Raw genomic sequence first — 16,785 nt, 5'->3', positions numbered from 1 at the left:
TCATGGCACGATTTTTTATCGATCGTCCGGTATTTGCTTGGGTTCTCGCGATTCTAACGATGTTGGCGGGGGTAATGTCATTATTCAATTTACCCGTCTCGCAATACCCAACGATTTCACCGACGACGATCACCATCAGTGCTCGCTATCCAGGTGCATCAGCAAAAACCGTTGAAGACTCGGTAACGCAGGTTATCGAGCAAAACATGACAGGATTAGATTACCTTCGCTACCTATCATCGAGCAGTGATGCATTTGGTAATGCGACAATTACCCTGACGTTTGATAGCGAAGCTGACCCTGATATCGCGCAAGTACAGGTGCAGAACAAACTGCAATTGGCATTGACTTCATTGCCGATGGAGGTACAAAACCAAGGTATTGTCGTCAATAAATCCAATACGGCATTTCTCATGGTTGTCGCAGTTTATTCTGAAGATCCTGACTTTACAGAAAACGATATCGGCGACTTTGTTGTAACGAATATTCAAGACCCGATAAGTCGTGTAACTGGCGTAGGACAAGTGCAGGCGTTTGGTGCGCAGTATGCAATGCGAGTTTGGCTGGACCCTTTTAAGCTTACGCAGTTCAACTTGACCGCGATCGACGTAGCAAATGCAATCAGTGAACAGAACGCGCAAGTTTCTTCAGGTCAACTTGGTGCGGCACCTGCGCAGGAGGGTCAGTTGTTGAATGCTACGATTTCTTCTGCAAGTCGTTTGAGCAGTGTAGAAGAGTTCCAAGACATCATTCTTAAGTCCGACGCCAGTGGTTCGAATGTTTATTTGAAAGATGTAGCTCGCGTTGAGCGTGGTGCAGAAAGTTATGATATTCGAGGCCAATATAATGGCTTCCCAGCATCGGGGTTAGGTATTTCATTAGGTACTGGCGCAAACGCGCTTGAGACAGCCAATGCGGTAAAAGAGCGCTTAGAACAACTGAGTGCAACGTTCCCAGAAGGGTTGCAGATTGCTTACCCATTTGAAACAACGCCATTCGTCAAAGCCTCGATTCAAGAAGTGGTTAAAACGCTATTAGAAGCTATTCTTCTTGTGTTCTTAATCATGTACCTGTTCTTGCAGAACTTCCGTGCGACGATCATTCCAACGATCGCAGTGCCTGTCGTATTGCTCGGAACCTTCGCTATTTTGTACGCGACTGGATTTAGCGTAAACACGTTAACCATGTTCGCGATGGTTCTGGCTATCGGTTTGCTGGTGGATGATGCCATCGTTGTGGTGGAAAACGTCGAGCGTGTGATGCATGAAGATGGGTTGGAGCCCAAAGAAGCGACCAAAAAATCGATGGGGCAGATCACTGGTGCCCTGATTGGTGTGGGATTGACGCTTTCAGCGGTATTCGTCCCTATGGCGTTTATGTCTGGTTCTACCGGGGTTATTTACCGTCAGTTTTCGATAACTATTGTGGCGGCTATGACGCTTTCCGTTTTGGTTGCGATAATTCTGACTCCAGCATTGTGTGCTACGTTGCTGAAAAAAGGCGATGCTGAGCTTCTAGAAAAGAGAGGCTTCTTTGGCTGGTTTAACCGCAAGTTTGATGCGATGACAGCTGGCTATGAAACCGGTGTTGCTAAACTTCTAAAACGCACAGGTCGCATGTTGGTTGTATTTTTGGCAATGAGTGCAGGTGCTGGCTGGTTATTTATGAACCTTCCGACGTCATTTTTGCCAGATGAAGACCAAGGCACGGTATTCTCAATGGCCATTTTGCCGCCTAACTCAACACAAGAACAGACGGAAAAAACACTTGAGAAAATGCGTGACTTTTACCTAGTAGACGAAAAAGACAATGTAAAATCTGTCTTCTCCGTTGCTGGATTTAGTTTCGCAGGTCAAGGCCAAAACATGGGGATGGCATTTATCGGCCTGAAAGATTGGTCTGAGCGTGAAGCGCCTGGCGCTGATGCGGCTTCCATTACGGGCCGAGCGATGGGGTACTTCTCTACCATTAAAGAAGCTTTGGTGTTTGCGTTCGCCCCTCCAGCGATTCAAGAGCTAGGTAACTCGACAGGTTTCGATTTCTATCTCCAAGACTCGTTGAATAAAGGGCACGATGCATTAGTTGCGGCTCAAGGACAACTTCTGGGCATGGCAGCACAAAACCCGAAACTTGTCGGTGTTCGTCCAAACGGTCAGGCAGATGCGCCAATGTACAAAGTGAACATTGACCACGTCAAACTTCGTGCTTTGGATGTCAGTATCAATGACGTAAACCAAATCCTGTCAGCTGCATGGGGCGGAGCTTACATTAACGATTATATTGATCGCGGTCGTGTGAAGAAAGTGATGGTGCAAAGTGATGCGGAATACCGCATGCAGCCAAAAGACTTCGATTCATGGTACGTACGCAACGCTAAAGGAGAGATGGTGCCTTTCTCTGCTTTTGCGAGTGGCGAGTGGACCTATGGGTCTCCTCTTTTGCAGCGCTTTGATGGTTTGCCAGCAATGAATATTCAAGGCGGTGCAGCTCCTGGTGTAAGTACTGGTGAAGCCATGGAAGAAATTGAAGCAATGGTAGAAAAGCTACCAGAAGGTTTCACGGTGAACTGGAATGGTATTTCGTATGAAGAGCGCCTTTCCGGAAACCAAGCGCCGATGTTATATGCGCTGTCTATCCTCGTCGTATTCTTAGTTCTCGCCGCTTTGTATGAAAGTTGGTCAGTACCTTTCGCCGTGGTGTTAGTTGTGCCTCTTGGTGTGCTCGGTGCTGTGCTCGCGGTAATGACGCGAAGTATGGACAACGATGTATTCTTCCAGGTGAGTTTATTAACGACGGTCGGCTTGGCAACCAAAAACGCGATTCTGATTGTTGAGTTTGCAAAGGACTACTATGAGAAAGGCGCTGGGCTTATCGAAGCAACCCTGCATGCCGTTCGTGTTCGTCTGCGCCCAATTATCATGACATCGCTTGCTTTTGGTTTGGGTGTGGTACCACTTGCTATCAGTTCAGGTGTGGGATCGGCAGGTCAAAACGCAGTAGGTACCGGCGTACTTGGTGGCATGATCAGTGCCACGATATTGGGTATATTCTTCGTCCCAATCTTCTTTGTAGTGGTTGAGCGATTGTTTGATCGACGTGCGAGAAAAGAGTCGGAGGCAGAGTTGTCTGAGACCAGCACTAAACCCACTCAGCAAAGCGAGTAGGACTTGGTTGTTTTAACTGAGTTATACTAGTGATAATTAACACGATTAAAGGGCGCTTCGGCGCTCTTTATTTTATGTTTTCACTTGGTGGTTACCGTCTATGACGCGAGCCTGAAAGACGGCGTGTTGTGTGCAGTATCAGCACAGCCTTTTCGACCGAATGAAAGCCTAAAGAAGAAAAACGACGATGAAAGATCAGAAAATTTCCCCAATTTCCGTTTTGGATCAAAGCCCTATGTTTGTCTGCGGTGTGATGCAGCGCATGTACCGCAATCGTGCCCAAGCCGAGCTCTCTCGGCAAAATTTGATGACACTAGAAATGGCAAGTGCACTGGCCGCTTTAGAAGAATTTCAACCTATGAGCCAGCAAGCGTTGGCTGATGCGGTTCGAACTGAGCGAAGTGTAGCAAAGCGGATGGTGGACAATCTGGAAAAGAGAGGGTTTGTTCAAGTTTCTAAAAGTAAATCGAATCAGCGCCTTAAAATGCTAAGCATGACAAAAGAGGGGGCAAATGCTTTAAAGCAAGTTCATCAAATCATGACGAATTTACAGAAAGAGTTTTTTTCTTGTTTGTCGGAATCTGAAGCGAGTGAATTTTTTCGTCTGGTAAGAAAGCTCACTTTTGCGAATCACGACCAGTAACTTACATCAATGCCGTCTAGCGTCTTTATTTTATCGCTGGCCAATTATATTAAGTTGTAGAACTTAAGAAATAGGATGCCCAACGTACAGGTCACGGTAGAAAGCACCGTAGTGAGTGCGATGATATTTGCAGCTAACGTGGCATTGCCTCCCATGGAACGCGCCATGACATAGCTGGCAGCAGCGACTGGAGAGGCGTTCATAAAGAAAAGAATACCTAGATCAATTCCTCGAAATCCTACTAAGTAAGCTCCCATGGTGATGATGACTGGCGCTACGATGAGCTTGTAACTGCTCGCAAACCAAGATGGACCTTTCTCTTTTCTCATCAAGCTAAAGTCAAGTGAGCCACCCGTACACAACAGCGCCAAAGGCAATGTCATTTTGGACAAGTAGTCTCCTGCGTCAATAACCACATTCGGTACTGGAATAGCGAGTAAATAAAAAGCCATTCCTAGAACAATGGAGATTATGAGCGGATTCCTAGTCAGTGTTCGGCCCATCATCTTTGCTGCTTGCGAGGCAGACGTTGCCCCCTTGGGCGATAAGCAAATTACCGCTTGGACGTTATAAATAAATGTGGTGACCGCGACATAGAGCGCTGCTAGCGCCACACCTTGAGAACCATACGCATTGGCAACGTAAGCGATACCAATAATACCTGTATTTGCTCGGAACCCACCTTGGATGAGAACGCCTTGGTCAGGCGATGCTTTGAACAGAAGTTTGACGGAAAGGTAGGTGAAAATGAAAAACGAAATACTAGCGATGACGCCGAAATTGACGAATCCACTTGCCGCGGAAAAGTCGTGTTCTGAAGCCACAATGCTGACAAATAACATTGCAGGCAAGGTAACTTGAAACACCAGTTTAGATCCTACTTCGATAAAATTATCGTTGATTAGACCAAAGCGCTTAAAAAGAACGCCAAGTACCAACATCAAACAGATAGGTCCGGTTATCGACAAAGAGAATTGCAACTGATGTAAAACAGCTTCCATGTAAGTATCCGCAGCAAAAGAAAAAAGTGTTCCTGTTGCCTATTAAGCCACAAACCCGGAGGGTAGGACAGTAACGTGATGAAATTTTCTTCTGTTGTAGGTTCCGGAGTCATTTACACTCCAAGTTATGGACGAGGTCCCAATTTAACAAAGCGGTACTGGTCCTACGTGAGATATGTTGGTTAACTCGTTGTCGTGATGCATCCACATGCGTATTAGATGTGAGGGCTGGTCATCGTAGTTATGGATAGGAGTTCATCAATGAAAAGGAAACACAACAAAACTGTACTGTGTGCGTTTGTCTCTGGTTCGGTATTTGGTGCGGTTTTGGTCATTGCGATGTCTTTACCAATGTAATCCTCTTAATTGGCTGTTGGAACACTCACTCTAATTCAGTACAAAACAGATTGAGTTCTGCGGTATGTGCTGTTAGTTTAAAAAACATGAAAATACACGTTCGCCCTTCATTAACAACCTTCTCTTGGTGGCGCTCTAAATAGAGCGGCGCGGAATACTTACATTCTTAAGCTGCTGGATGGTAGCTAAGAGTGTTTGGTCTTTTTATCTCCAGTAGCGATCTATTAAATACTTGGAGACAAATATGAATACCCATAAAAATACATCTCAGCGTGAAATTATACTTACCGGAGATCGAGCAACAGGTCCATTACACCTCGGGCACTATATTGGTTCATTGCAACAACGAGTCAAATTGCAAACGGAGCACGAGCAAACGATCTTGGTCGCGGACATGCAAGGGTTGACGGATAACGCGCATAATCCATCAAAGGTATCCTCTAATATTCTCAATGTCGTTGCAGATTATTTGGCTGTTGGTATCAACCCCGCTCAAACTACGATCACGTTGCAGTCCCAAATTCCAGCGTTAGCCGAGTTGACAATGTATTACAGTAATCTTGTTTCTATCGCACGATTAGAGCGAAACCCCACGGTTAAAAATGAGATTCAAAGTAAAGGCTTTGAACGCTCTATTCCCGCAGGCTTTTTAACGTATCCAATTTCTCAAGCTGCTGATATTACGGGGTTTCATGCGACGCTAGTACCAGTGGGTGATGACCAGCTGCCGATGTTGGAGCAAACTAATGAAATCGTGAGAAAAATAAACCATCTGGGTGGAAAAGAGGTTCTTAGAGAATGCCGTCCATTACTCAGCGATGCACCTCGTTTGCCGAGTACTGACGGTAAAAATAAGATGTCTAAAAGCATGGGGAACGCAATCAACTTAGGGGCCTCCGAAAAGGAGATTTCTTTGGCAGTGAAATCTATGTATACCGATCCCAATCATCTGAAAATTGAGGACCCTGGCCAAGTCGAAGGGAATATTGTATTCATCTACCTCGATGCTTTTCATCCTGATAAAAATTATGTCGAACAGCTAAAAGACCATTATCGACGAGGTGGATTAGGTGATGGTTTGACCAAGAAAGTGTTAGAAGAATGCTTACAAGAGATGCTTCGCCCTATTCGAGAAAAGCGCGCTATGTATTTGAATGATAAAGCGCAGCTGATTGATATTTTAAAACAAGGTAGTGAGCGTTCTCGCGAGAAAACCGAAAAAGTGCTATTTGATGTGAAAGATGTATTTGGTTTAAATTTGTTCTGAATTAAAAGTAGAGAGTTGAACATAAGGCACGACGGCTGGTTAGCAACGTGCCTTTTTAAGTTCCCAGTCAGTCAAAGCGCATTGTTAAGAAGAAAAAAATTCACGACGAAAATCCGCGACTTCTTGTTGGTAATAGCTTTGCCATTCCGGTTCTGACAAATTTGAATGGCTAGAAGCTCTTTGCGTTCTTAGCTTGGACTCAAGTTGTTGTAATGCTTGTTGGTAATCTTTGACTTGTTTTTTTTGTTCTGTAATTTGCTGCTGACGAGCATGAATGTTTTTAGTTTCTTCTTTCGTTAAGTAAGTTCGTTCTAGCTCTGCGATGAGCGCCAAGCGATCTGGTAGGCTTATACTATTAGGAATCAGGGTGACCGCACGCTCATATTTTTCCTGGTCGCTTGTTAGCCCGATAGCACCTGCATGTTCTTGCCAGTCAATGGTGAGTTGCTCGAAAGCTCGCAAAAAGTTATCTGGGCTTTGAGTGTCCAGCTTTTGGGCTTCTAAGTTGAAATCGTACAGCGCGAACTCATCCGCGAAAACAACATCAGCCAATTCTCCCCAGATGCTTCTTGCTTCGTTCTTCAGCTGTGCAATACGCGATGCCAGTGATTGTTGCTCATCAAATAACAAATTTCCTACACTCTCTTGCCATTGGCTGCTGAGCTGAGGGTAGTTCGCCAAAAGCTGGAATCGAGCTAAAGATAAATGCGCCTCAAACAAGGCGATCTGCTCTTCACAACTACGGTTCAACATACACTCATGCCAAAACGTCTCAAGTTCAGCGACAAGTTTCCTGCCTTTGAGTTGAGTTAATCGCTCAGTCGTTATTTGAACTGTGGAAGGGAGCTTAGCTGTTTGTGGTGAAGTATCTGTATCGGGAACGATGCTGCTTGTTTGTGGTGATGTACTGGAGACACTCTGATTTTTTGTCTTAGGGGAAGGAGAGGAAGCGAGCTCTTCTTTTTGAACATCGTGACTGAAAGTTAAAAATATCATGCCCGCCATAATGGCGGACATGATTATCAAAGCGATTTTCTTCATGGCTTGATTGTTGCGCTTACTGGGAAATGGTCAGAAAGGTTATAGTGTTTCCATAAACTCTCTGCGGTTGTGCGCGGCACGTCTACACGGTTGTCATTGAATGATTTCACCCCGTATTCACTACTCACCATAACATAGTCAAGGTATTCCACGTTTTCGCCACCTGATAACGCTTCACCTGCGAAGTTATTGATACGGGGATCAAAGGTTGACTCCGTGTAACCAGAGTAGTGAGGCTCTATGGCACTTAAGTTAGCGATCATTTGTTGGTAGTCACCAGGGAACTTTCTTTTGTTGACGTTAAAGTCGCCGCTGTATACCACAGTTTCGCTTGAAGGAATGTCAAGAGATTGGGCGAGTGCGCGGATTTGTTTGAACTGGCGCTGACGATACTCACGGGCGGTGTCTGTATCGAAAGATGCGGTATGGGTAGCAAACACATGGTAAGCCTGACCACCTTTAATTATTTCCGCATAATTTACGCCTTTATCGGCAAAGCAGTCTGTACCAGAGCAATCGGGAAAGACATATTGCGCTTCGTTCACGATAGGGTAGCGACTAACTATGATTACGCCACCATCATGAATATTAACGCCTTCTTTATCTAACATCTTTGTTTGGTAAGGATATTCCTTGGCTAACTCACGTAAGAATGCTTCACGACCGCTGGCAAACACCTCTTGCAGCGCCAAAACATCGTAACCTTTTACATGTTGAGGAATCAGTTCGTAACGATCTCCAATGTGCGATGCAATAGCCGTCAACGCCCAGATGTTATAAGTCATCAACTTAAGGTTTTGTTCTTCGTTGTCGACAGACTTCGCTACCTTGCTTGGCGTGATGGTGTAGTAAAGATCATCATATCGAGCGGTACTGTCTGACTTAAATGCCAGTTCGGTTTCTCTCGTACCAAAAGCGTTAGTGTTGGCACGATGAATGTTACGATCATCTTTGAGAGATAACTCGACATCGGCTGCGGATAAGCCGTATTCAATGGTCGAATTGTACCAATGGCCTTCCATTATTTGATTGAGTGTTATGCTTTCACCTTCGGGGCTAGAAACCACCGTTTCAAAACGGTAAGTTTGATTTGATTTCACGCCCTCCCAGCGGTTGAAGCTTAATACAGATTTAGTTTCCCACGGACCAAGTACCTGCACATGTTGTTGCCACTCGTCTCCGTATTGAAGCAAATCACTACCTTCATGTTTTACTTGAATAGTTAACGGTTGATCAGAGTTATTCGTTAGGTAAACGTCGGTATCTGCAATGCTGGGTAACGCTATCAAGCTACTTAATAAAAGGCTCCACTGCGAAAGTTTCATCTTATTTTTCCATCATTTGAACTAGAGTAATCATTCTTGTTTATAAATGTTACTTGCATGTTAAATATGGATGACATCTAAGCCAGTGTTGAAAATTGTTATCAGAATGTGATCTTTATTCAATGGTGAGGGTGGAGGTATTGAGTGTGTTGCCGTTGAAGCGGTGGAAAATAATACCAACAGTCAACGAATTGCATTCACTGCAATCAAGCTGTCATCTTTGCTCTATAAGTTGTGCGGCGTCATTCATCTAGCCATATGGCTAGAACTCAAATTGATAGATGGAGCACCATGGCTAGAGCAGTAAATCCAACCGATGAAACCATCATTAAATTGTTACAAGAGCAAGGTCTGATTAGAAGTGAAGCAGAAGCGCGTTTAAAGAAAGAGGTGTACCGCTTGCAGCCTAATGAGATAGCAAAAGTAAAAAATTATGCCCAGCATTTTGGGATAAACGCGAAAGAAAAGCTCATCGATGAGATCTTGGATCTGCGCCGAGAAGCGCTCATGAAAAGATGTAGACACAATAAGGAGCATACGAGCCTATCTCTAAAATAGCATGTGATAAAACTATCAATTACTGGTCAAGATTTGATCTCTCAAGCCGATGTATATAAGAGCGTTCAATGATATCGAGCGAAAAAACAGTGTGTTTTAGAGGTTAAGCTTTCACTTAAGTGAGAGGTTTGGAAAGGCTGCGGGGAGAAAGTGCATGCGTATTAAAGACTTAAGTGTCGTAAAGAAAATATCGGTTAGTTATTTAACCGTTTTTGCCGTGTTTGGTTTAGTGTCAGTAATGTTGGTGCAAGGTTTGTTAACACTGAATAAAGACATCTCAGTGTTAACAGATAAAAGTTTACCTTCTGTTGAGATTTTGAAAGGTATCCAAGTTGATATTACTAAAGTGCGTAAAGATGAGTTCTCTTTATTGCCAAACGCAAATCACCCCAAAATTGGTGAGTGGTTAAAAGGCCTCGACCAATGGCGTTCTGATGTGCAGGCTGGTATTGCAGAATACGAAAAGCTCGACCTTAATAAGCGTGAAACGCAGTCTTTTAGCGTTTTTAAAGAAACTTGGAATCAATACATCAAAGAAACGAAGACTTACAACGCACTGCTAAGCCAAGGTGATGCTGAAAGTGCAAATGATGTGATTTTATCGAGTTTCGATACCTACTCAAAAGCGTTGAGCAGCTTGGATGATACCCTCGCGTTGAACGATGAGTTGGTGAATTTGATTGGTGAAGAAGTACAAAGTGAAGCGGCATTTACACAATACAGCGCTGCTGTTGGTGCGCTCGTCGTCGCATTGGTCATGGTAATGTCTGCCATGCTGCTTTCTCGAGTCATTTGCGGGCCTGTTGATCGAGCATTGGAATTCGCTTCTAAAATCGCCAAGGGTCAATTGAATAATCAAATCGACGAAAGTGAATTGAGCAAAGACGAGTTAGGAACGTTGCTTAAAGAGCTTGTCGGTATGCAAACAAACTTACATTCGCTGGTTTCTGAGATTAATGACTCAACGATTCAGCTAACGGCAGCAGTAGAGGAAGTGAGTGCTATTTCTTCTCAGACCGCCTCTGGTATGCAAAATCAACAAATTGAACTTAGCTCGGTGGCTTCTGCGATGACAGAGATGCAAGCTGCTGTAAGTGAAGTGGCACAAAATACCGAAGTTGGCGCAACCTCTGCTTATTCGGCTGCGGAAGTGGCAAAGCAAGGAACGGCGACGTTACAACAAACTATCGCAGTAATTGAGCGTGTATCACATACGATCCAAGAATCAGATGAACTGGCACGTGAGCTTGAATCGAGCTCAAACAATATCAATGTGGTCGTCGATGTGATCCGCGGGATTGCCGAGCAAACAAACTTGTTAGCACTGAACGCCGCAATTGAAGCCGCTCGGGCTGGTGAACAAGGACGTGGGTTTGCTGTTGTGGCAGATGAGGTTCGTTCTCTGGCGCAACGCACTCAAGACTCCACTTCACAAATTGTGGAAATTGTTAATCAGCTACAAGAGAGCAGCAGTAAAATAGGGCATTCAAGCCGTGATTGTCAGGAGGGTATTTCTCAGTGTGTTGAGCAAGTTAATGACGCTGATAGCCAGATAAAAGAAATTGAACATTCTGTCGATAACATAGCGCAAATGAGCACACAAATCGCAACGGCGTGCAGTGAGCAGAATTCTGTATCCGAAGAGCTGAATCGCAGTGTGGAGCATATTAATAGTGCTTCAACAGAGATGGCTGAGGGAGCTTCACAAACGGCTGTGGCTTGTCAGCAGATTAGTAGCCTGGCGCACAACTTGAAAACTCGAATGGGTTCATTCCAGCTCTAGTTGTTGTGTTTCAGCTTTATTCCTAACCTCATTGCTACAATAAATAAGCCGGACGAAATGTCCGGCTTATTTATTCTCTGTCTATATAAGTTCAGAGTATGCTCAACCTTGGGAGAATATGCTCGCTAGGCTGGGATACCACTGTGAAACTTAAAATCTGTATCTGGCGTAGAAATTAAATCTGCCTCTATACGTCCAAAGTAGGCGATGCGCTCGCTGATATCTTTGCCTGCGATTTGCTCCGCTAATACAAGATAATCCTGGTAATGGCGTGCTTCTGAACGTAATAAAGAAATGTAGAACTTTGCGATATCGTCATCCATATGTGGTGCTAGTTTGGCAAAACGCTCACAAGATCGAGCTTCGATGTACGCACCAATGATGAGTTTATCGATCAGCGTTTCCGGCTCATGAGTCTTCATATGCGAAATCAGTCCTTTAGCATAACGACTTGCTGGAATATTTTTGTACTCAATTCCACGACTTTCCATGATCTCTAAAACTTGATAAAAGTGGTGTAACTCCTCTTTTATCAAAAGCACCATCTTATCGATCAAATCTTGGCTATATGGTGAGTCGGACTTAGCCATGATTGCCTTAGAAATATTGCTCTTGCCTTTTAAAGTTTCCAATGAGCCTACGTTACGGTAAGCAAAATCTTCGTAGGGCTTAAACCAGTCAAGTAGAGCATGTGAACTGGATTGATCAACGGCATACTTACGAATTAAAAACATGGCAGATTGGCCAGCTTTTAGTTCGCACAGTAGGTGGTCTAACAAAATGGTTTGAAGGTTCTCTGGTTTCTTTGCTTCCTCTACCCATTCATCAGGTGTACTGCATTGCAGAAATTGGTTAATGGGAGCAAGAAGATCTTGATAGGCGTCTAGATTCATCATTTTAGTTTTAGTACTTCACATTTTTATTGGGCATATCCGTTGTCTTGCGGATAGAAAAAAGGCTGCAATTGCAGCCTTTTTTGACCTGAAGTGAATGTTACCACTTTTTCTTCTCGCCGAAGAGAGCTTCCATGTCATTGTCACGCTCTTTGTCAGCAATCTGCTGCATTTCGGCATCGCTTTTATCTTGGCGCTTTTTATCTAAGTCACCTAACATCTCTTCAAGCTTTTGTTTCGCTTGAATAGAATAAGGATCGCTCTTAGTGCTCAAAGCATCGATACCTTTACGCAGCAGTTGAAGCGCGGTGCCTGGTTGGCCACGAGCGATAGAGTCGTTTGCTCTTTTGATGACATTTTCAATGTTGATGCGAATTTGCATCGTTTCCAAGCGCGCATTTTCGGTGACGTAAGTCTGGGTATCCAATCGGCCTTTGTTGTGCTCGTTACGGATAGTGTCGCGAAGTCGTTTAACCAGCTTAAGCATGATGATAGCTTGTTTATCACTACTCGGCATCTTGAAAGTGGTACTCTCGCCAGTAGGACCATTCTCTTTTAGCTGCGTAATCTGCTGCTTCATATTTTCGATACGTTGAGCAAGTTGCTTGTTCTTCGGATCCAGCTCATGCATGCTCTCTAGCGCGTCAAGAATACGATTGTTTAGACACAGCAACAGCTCTTTACTAAAAGGGATATGGTGCGCATGACCAATCAACTCTTCAGTACCATCTATCAAGGCTACATATCGCGCTGATTCCTGCCTTTTTGCGGTTTCAACTTTAACCTTATATTGCAACATAATGTTATAGCCTAGGATTAACACCAGTAGGATGGCTACCAAAGCGATTATTAAACCAATATTCATATCTTTGCGTCTGCTTTACTTTTCTGCGGCTAGCGTTAAAGAATACATGAATCTTATCTTACTCGGCACCTTATTTGTTTGATTATTTTGTCTCTCCCACGTTTTAGTTACTGATAGAAGTCACATCATAAAACTTCGGTCATTTATTGGCTCAACTTTGTGCATATTGTTTCTTTCTTGAAGATTATTAGTATGTGATTGAGGTATAAGTTAGAAATTGCTGTTCATTTCGATTTGAACGCGTTATAACTAATTATTATATCGCTCGCTTGAGTGGCCAATAAACTCTCTCATGAATAAGTAAGGGATTACGATGAAACTGCAGCAGCTGAAGTATATTGTTGAGGTTGTAAACCATAATCTGAATGTATCTGCAACGGCGGAAAGCTTATATACCTCTCAGCCAGGTATCAGTAAACAGGTTCGGTTGCTGGAAGATGAGTTAGGCATTCAGATTTTTGAACGTAGCGGTAAGCACTTAACGCAAGTGACGCCAGCTGGTGAAGAAATTGTACGTATCTCTCAAGAAATTCTCGCTCGTGTAGAAAGTATCAAAGCGGTGGCTGGAGAGCACACCCATCCAGAAATGGGGACGCTGAATATCACCACGACACATACGCAGGCTCGTTATGCACTGCCAGATGTCATCAAAGGTTTTACTTCTCGTTATCCAAAAGTGTCGTTACACATGCACCAAGGTACACCGTCACAAATGTCTGAGGCGATAGCTAAAGGCACAGCGAATTTTGCGATTGCGACAGAAGCGCTTCACTTATATCAAGATGCCATCATGCTGCCTTGTTATCACTGGAATCGTTCAATAGTTGTGCCTAAAGACCACCCACTAGCGAAGAAAGACAAAGTAACGATCAGTGATCTTGCCGCTTACCCATTAGTCACTTACGTGTTCGGTTTTACTGGCCGTTCAGAGCTGGATACAGCATTCAACCGCGAAGGTTTAACCCCGCGAGTGGTGTTCACTGCAACTGATGCAGACGTCATTAAAACTTACGTTCGTATGGGTATTGGTGTGGGTGTGATTGCAAGCATGGCTGTGGATGAAGAGCAGGACGGTGACTTGGTTGCAATAGATGCGAGCCATTTGTTTGGTGCGAGCACCACGAGCATCGGCTTCCGCCGTGGTACATTCTTACGCTCTTACATGTTCGATTTTATGGAGCGTTTTGCACCGCACTTAACGCGTCCAGTGGTTGAGCAGGCGATTTCGTTGAAGTCTAATGCAGAAATCGAAGAGATGTTTAAAGACATCGAGCTTCCGGTGAGATAACACTTCATTGATGTTTCGATTCCCTCTACAATGCGCTCGTTGTAGGGGGAGCTATGAAAACGCAATTTCAATTTATTAATGACTGCTTAATCGAAAACCAATCTTTGTGGCGATTCGAGCCTTTTAAAAGCAGCATTCACACATCATTACCTTGGCAGGAGCAACATCCTCGACTGTGCCAATGGCTAGCGTCTCTTACTCCCTCTCAAATCGAAGAATACAAAGCAGCACCAGAACTCGCGTTAAAAGCACTTAGTCCGTTTTTGCCTGAGCTTGAACAACTCGCAAAACTGACTCATTTAGAGCTTTTGTCGTTAAACGGCTTGGAACTCGCTCGTGGTTTAGATAACGGTATTCCGGGACGTAAGTTGGAGCAAATTAGCTCGATGGGTGAAGCTGCAATTCAACAACACTGTGGCGAAGAATGGCTAGAATGGTGCTCAGGTAAAGGTTACTTGGGGCGAATCCTGACCACGCAAACCGATCAGCCTGTAACCAGCTTTGAATACCAACAAGCACTGTGCGATTCGGGACAACAAGCAGCCAATGAACATCATTGGAAGATGACGTTTATTCAAGGCGACGCGTTTGATAGCAAAGCGAAAGCCGTGTTTAAGCCAACGCAACACGCAGTAGCACTGCATGCATGCGGTGACCTTCACGTTCGTCTAATGCAGTACGGCAGTGAAAATGGGATTGCTGCGATGACCATATCACCTTGTTGTTACCACTTGATTCAGTCGGAACAATACCAGCCGATGTCGGAATCGGGCAGGGCTTCTTCTCTCTCATTGTCTAAGCAAGAACTGCGTATCCCATTACAACAAACGGTGACGGGAGGAGAGCGCGTGCGTCGTCATCGTCAGCAGGAAATGATGTTTCGTCTTGGGTTTGATTTGATCACGCGACAAGCTTTGGGAATGGCAGAGTATCAGCCTGTGCCGAGTATCCGTAAGTCGCAATTAAGTGATGGTTTTGAATCGTTCTGTCGCTGGGCAGCGGAGCAAAAAGGCATTGTTCTTCCTCAAGAAATCGATTTCTCTCATTTTGAAAAGTTAAGCGAACAACGCTTCTGGCAAATGGAGAGAATGAGCTTAGTGCAACTTGTTTTTCAACGTCCGTTGGAGATCTGGCTCGCATTAGATAAAGTGCTTTATCTTGAAGAACGTGGTTACCGTGTTAGATTGTCAGAGTTTTGCCCTAAATCGGTCACACCTAGAAATATTTTAATTTGTGCATATAAGATTTAGTTATTCTTTATAGCCAAACGCTCTATATGAAAAAGCCCACTTATGAGTGGGCTTTTGTAAACAAAACGTGACAAGTTATGTTTTATTTTGTCATTAATTAAACATAGCGATAGCTTGAGTTGGTTCAACGTATTCCAAGTCAAAGCTTTCTGCTACTTCTTTACATGTTACTTTTCCGTGAATAACGTTTAGACCTTCAAGGAAGCCTTTATCTTCTAGAAGTGCTTCGCGGTAGCCTTTATTTGCTAACTTCACGATGTATGGAAGTGTAGCGTTGTTGAGTGCAAATGTTGAAGTGCGAGCAACTGCGCCAGGCATATTTGCTACACAGTAGTGAACCACTTCATCAACGATGTAAGTTGGATCTGCGTGAGTTGTCGCGTGTGAAGTTTCGAAACAACCGCCTTGGTCAATTGCCACGTCAACCACTGCCGCACCAGGCTTCATCTTAGCAATATGCTCTTTAGTGACCAGTTTAGGTGCTGCTGCGCCAGGAATTAGAACGGCACCGATAACAAGGTCCGCTTCTAGAACATGCTTCTCGATAGCGTCTTCAGTAGAATAAACCACTTTTGCGCGACCTTGGAATTCTTCGTCAAGCTTACGAAGTGTGTCTACGTTACGGTCTAGAATAGTGACGTCAGCGCGAAGGCCAACCGCCATACGAGCGGCGTTTGCACCAACAACGCCACCACCAACGATAACGACTTTTGCAGGTTCAACACCAGGTACGCCGCCTAGGAGTAGACCACGACCGCCATGCGATTTTTCCAACGTTTGCGCACCAGCTTGGATAGACATCCGACCTGCCACTTCTGACATTGGTGCTAACAGTGGCAAACGACCCATATTATCTGTTACAGTCTCATAGGCTATACAGACAGCTTTGCTCTTGATTAGCTCATCAGTTTGTGGAAAATCTGGTGCTAGGTGTAAATAAGTAAATAAAATTTGCCCTTCGCGGAGCATTGCTCTCTCTACTGCTTGGGGTTCTTTTACTTTTACAATCATGTCTGCTTGCGCAAATACGTCAGCAGCATGAGGGAGAATGGATGCGCCGACAGCGATGTAATCATCGTCTGAAAAACCAATGCCGGCACCTGCATTGGTCTCAACTAAAACTTGGTGACCATGTGAGATGAGTTCTCTCACGCTAGCTGGGATCATACCAACACGATATTCGTGATTCTTGATTTCCTTAGGTACGCCAATGATCATCCTGTATCCTCTTTCTATAATGGTTGTATTAACTGTTAGTAGGGTGTTATTGTCGAATTAATAACTAGTATAGTTATAGATTTGTAAAATTTGGCACCAAATATTAAAAAGTTGTAGTATATTTTTTTGCAA

Annotated in this window: 13 protein-coding genes; 7 read left to right on the top strand and 6 right to left on the bottom strand. The window is 44.2% G+C overall.

The genetic code is table 11. The annotated features are described in order from the left end of the window. The first annotated feature begins 2 nt into the window (after window positions 1-2). Entirely contained in the window at window positions 3-3,164 is a 3,162-nt protein-coding gene (locus R7P36_RS02755; protein ID WP_213899669.1) for an efflux RND transporter permease subunit, read from the top strand. 187 nt (window positions 3,165-3,351) lie between these two features. Next, entirely contained in the window at window positions 3,352-3,807 is a 456-nt protein-coding gene (locus tag R7P36_RS02750) for a MarR family winged helix-turn-helix transcriptional regulator (protein WP_017635039.1), read from the top strand. Between the two features lie 44 nt (window positions 3,808-3,851). On the opposite strand, the gene R7P36_RS02745 is transcribed toward R7P36_RS02750, so the two are convergent. Beyond that, window positions 3,852-4,808 carry an AEC family transporter gene (locus tag R7P36_RS02745; RefSeq protein ID WP_213896146.1) on the bottom strand — a complete coding sequence of 319 codons (957 nt, stop codon included), beginning with the start codon at window positions 4,806-4,808 and terminating at the stop codon, window positions 3,852-3,854. 601 nt (window positions 4,809-5,409) lie between these two features. Between R7P36_RS02745 and trpS the strand changes: the two genes are divergently transcribed. Further along, a complete protein-coding gene (gene trpS / locus R7P36_RS02740; RefSeq protein WP_213868359.1) occupies window positions 5,410-6,432 on the top strand; it encodes a tryptophan--tRNA ligase in 1,023 nt (340 codons plus the stop codon). An 84-nt stretch (window positions 6,433-6,516) separates the two neighbouring features. On the opposite strand, the gene R7P36_RS02735 is transcribed toward trpS, so the two are convergent. Further along, a complete protein-coding gene (locus R7P36_RS02735) occupies window positions 6,517-7,473 on the bottom strand; it encodes an ATP-dependent dsDNA exonuclease (protein WP_213868360.1) in 957 nt (318 codons plus the stop codon). Further along, on the bottom strand, window positions 7,470-8,798 hold the full coding sequence (locus tag R7P36_RS02730; RefSeq protein ID WP_213899668.1) for a sphingomyelin phosphodiesterase: 1,329 nt from the start codon (window positions 8,796-8,798) through the stop codon (window positions 7,470-7,472). The genes R7P36_RS02735 and R7P36_RS02730 overlap by 4 nt, the downstream gene beginning before the upstream one ends. A gap of 291 nt (window positions 8,799-9,089) precedes the next feature. Between R7P36_RS02730 and R7P36_RS02725 the strand changes: the two genes are divergently transcribed. After that, window positions 9,090-9,356, top strand: coding sequence for a hypothetical protein (locus R7P36_RS02725; RefSeq protein ID WP_025766895.1), 267 nt, complete (start codon window positions 9,090-9,092; stop codon window positions 9,354-9,356). Window positions 9,357-9,510: 154 nt separating this feature from the next. After that, window positions 9,511-11,139, top strand: a complete 1,629-nt coding sequence (locus R7P36_RS02720; RefSeq protein ID WP_213899667.1) for a methyl-accepting chemotaxis protein — start codon at window positions 9,511-9,513, stop codon at window positions 11,137-11,139. A gap of 125 nt (window positions 11,140-11,264) precedes the next feature. Here R7P36_RS02720 and miaE read toward each other — a convergent pair whose 3' ends face one another. Both miaE and R7P36_RS02710 read right to left on the bottom strand, forming a co-directional pair. Further along, on the bottom strand, window positions 11,265-12,035 hold the full coding sequence (gene miaE / locus R7P36_RS02715) for a tRNA isopentenyl-2-thiomethyl-A-37 hydroxylase MiaE (protein WP_047100806.1): 771 nt from the start codon (window positions 12,033-12,035) through the stop codon (window positions 11,265-11,267). Between the two features lie 97 nt (window positions 12,036-12,132). Then, window positions 12,133-12,897: a DNA repair protein gene (locus R7P36_RS02710; RefSeq protein WP_213899666.1), complete on the bottom strand. Its 765-nt coding sequence runs from the start codon at window positions 12,895-12,897 to the stop codon at window positions 12,133-12,135. Window positions 12,898-13,210: 313 nt separating this feature from the next. Here R7P36_RS02710 and cysB point away from each other — a divergent pair, with 313 nt between their 5' ends. Together cysB and R7P36_RS02700 are read left to right on the top strand one after the other, a co-directional pair. Further along, on the top strand, window positions 13,211-14,185 hold the full coding sequence (cysB, locus tag R7P36_RS02705) for an HTH-type transcriptional regulator CysB (RefSeq protein ID WP_005388967.1): 975 nt from the start codon (window positions 13,211-13,213) through the stop codon (window positions 14,183-14,185). Window positions 14,186-14,238: 53 nt separating this feature from the next. Further along, window positions 14,239-15,435 carry a methyltransferase gene (locus tag R7P36_RS02700; protein ID WP_025766893.1) on the top strand — a complete coding sequence of 399 codons (1,197 nt, stop codon included), beginning with the start codon at window positions 14,239-14,241 and terminating at the stop codon, window positions 15,433-15,435. Window positions 15,436-15,528: 93 nt separating this feature from the next. Here R7P36_RS02700 and ald read toward each other — a convergent pair whose 3' ends face one another. Then, entirely contained in the window at window positions 15,529-16,653 is a 1,125-nt protein-coding gene (ald, locus tag R7P36_RS02695) for an alanine dehydrogenase (protein ID WP_005378241.1), read from the bottom strand. Window positions 16,654-16,785: the final 132 nt, after the last annotated feature.

Origin of the sequence: Vibrio sp. 397, assembly GCF_033339395.1 — a bacterium.
GTDB lineage: Bacteria > Pseudomonadota > Gammaproteobacteria > Enterobacterales > Vibrionaceae > Vibrio > Vibrio alginolyticus.
The sequence above is the reverse complement of the archived record's forward strand: the minus strand, read 5'-3'. Positions and strand labels throughout refer to the sequence as shown.

Coding starts and splice junctions, on each gene's coding strand:
- R7P36_RS02755 (WP_213899669.1), top strand. CDS start 3: ATGGCACGATTTTTTATCGATCGTCCGGTATTTGCTTGGGTTCTCGCG.
- R7P36_RS02750 (WP_017635039.1), top strand. CDS start 3,352: ATGAAAGATCAGAAAATTTCCCCAATTTCCGTTTTGGATCAAAGCCCT.
- R7P36_RS02745 (WP_213896146.1), bottom strand. CDS start 4,808: ATGGAAGCTGTTTTACATCAGTTGCAATTCTCTTTGTCGATAACCGGA.
- trpS (WP_213868359.1), top strand. CDS start 5,410: ATGAATACCCATAAAAATACATCTCAGCGTGAAATTATACTTACCGGA.
- R7P36_RS02735 (WP_213868360.1), bottom strand. CDS start 7,473: ATGAAGAAAATCGCTTTGATAATCATGTCCGCCATTATGGCGGGCATG.
- R7P36_RS02730 (WP_213899668.1), bottom strand. CDS start 8,798: ATGAAACTTTCGCAGTGGAGCCTTTTATTAAGTAGCTTGATAGCGTTA.
- R7P36_RS02725 (WP_025766895.1), top strand. CDS start 9,090: ATGGCTAGAGCAGTAAATCCAACCGATGAAACCATCATTAAATTGTTA.
- R7P36_RS02720 (WP_213899667.1), top strand. CDS start 9,511: ATGCGTATTAAAGACTTAAGTGTCGTAAAGAAAATATCGGTTAGTTAT.
- miaE (WP_047100806.1), bottom strand. CDS start 12,035: ATGATGAATCTAGACGCCTATCAAGATCTTCTTGCTCCCATTAACCAA.
- R7P36_RS02710 (WP_213899666.1), bottom strand. CDS start 12,897: ATGAATATTGGTTTAATAATCGCTTTGGTAGCCATCCTACTGGTGTTA.
- cysB (WP_005388967.1), top strand. CDS start 13,211: ATGAAACTGCAGCAGCTGAAGTATATTGTTGAGGTTGTAAACCATAAT.
- R7P36_RS02700 (WP_025766893.1), top strand. CDS start 14,239: ATGAAAACGCAATTTCAATTTATTAATGACTGCTTAATCGAAAACCAA.
- ald (WP_005378241.1), bottom strand. CDS start 16,653: ATGATCATTGGCGTACCTAAGGAAATCAAGAATCACGAATATCGTGTT.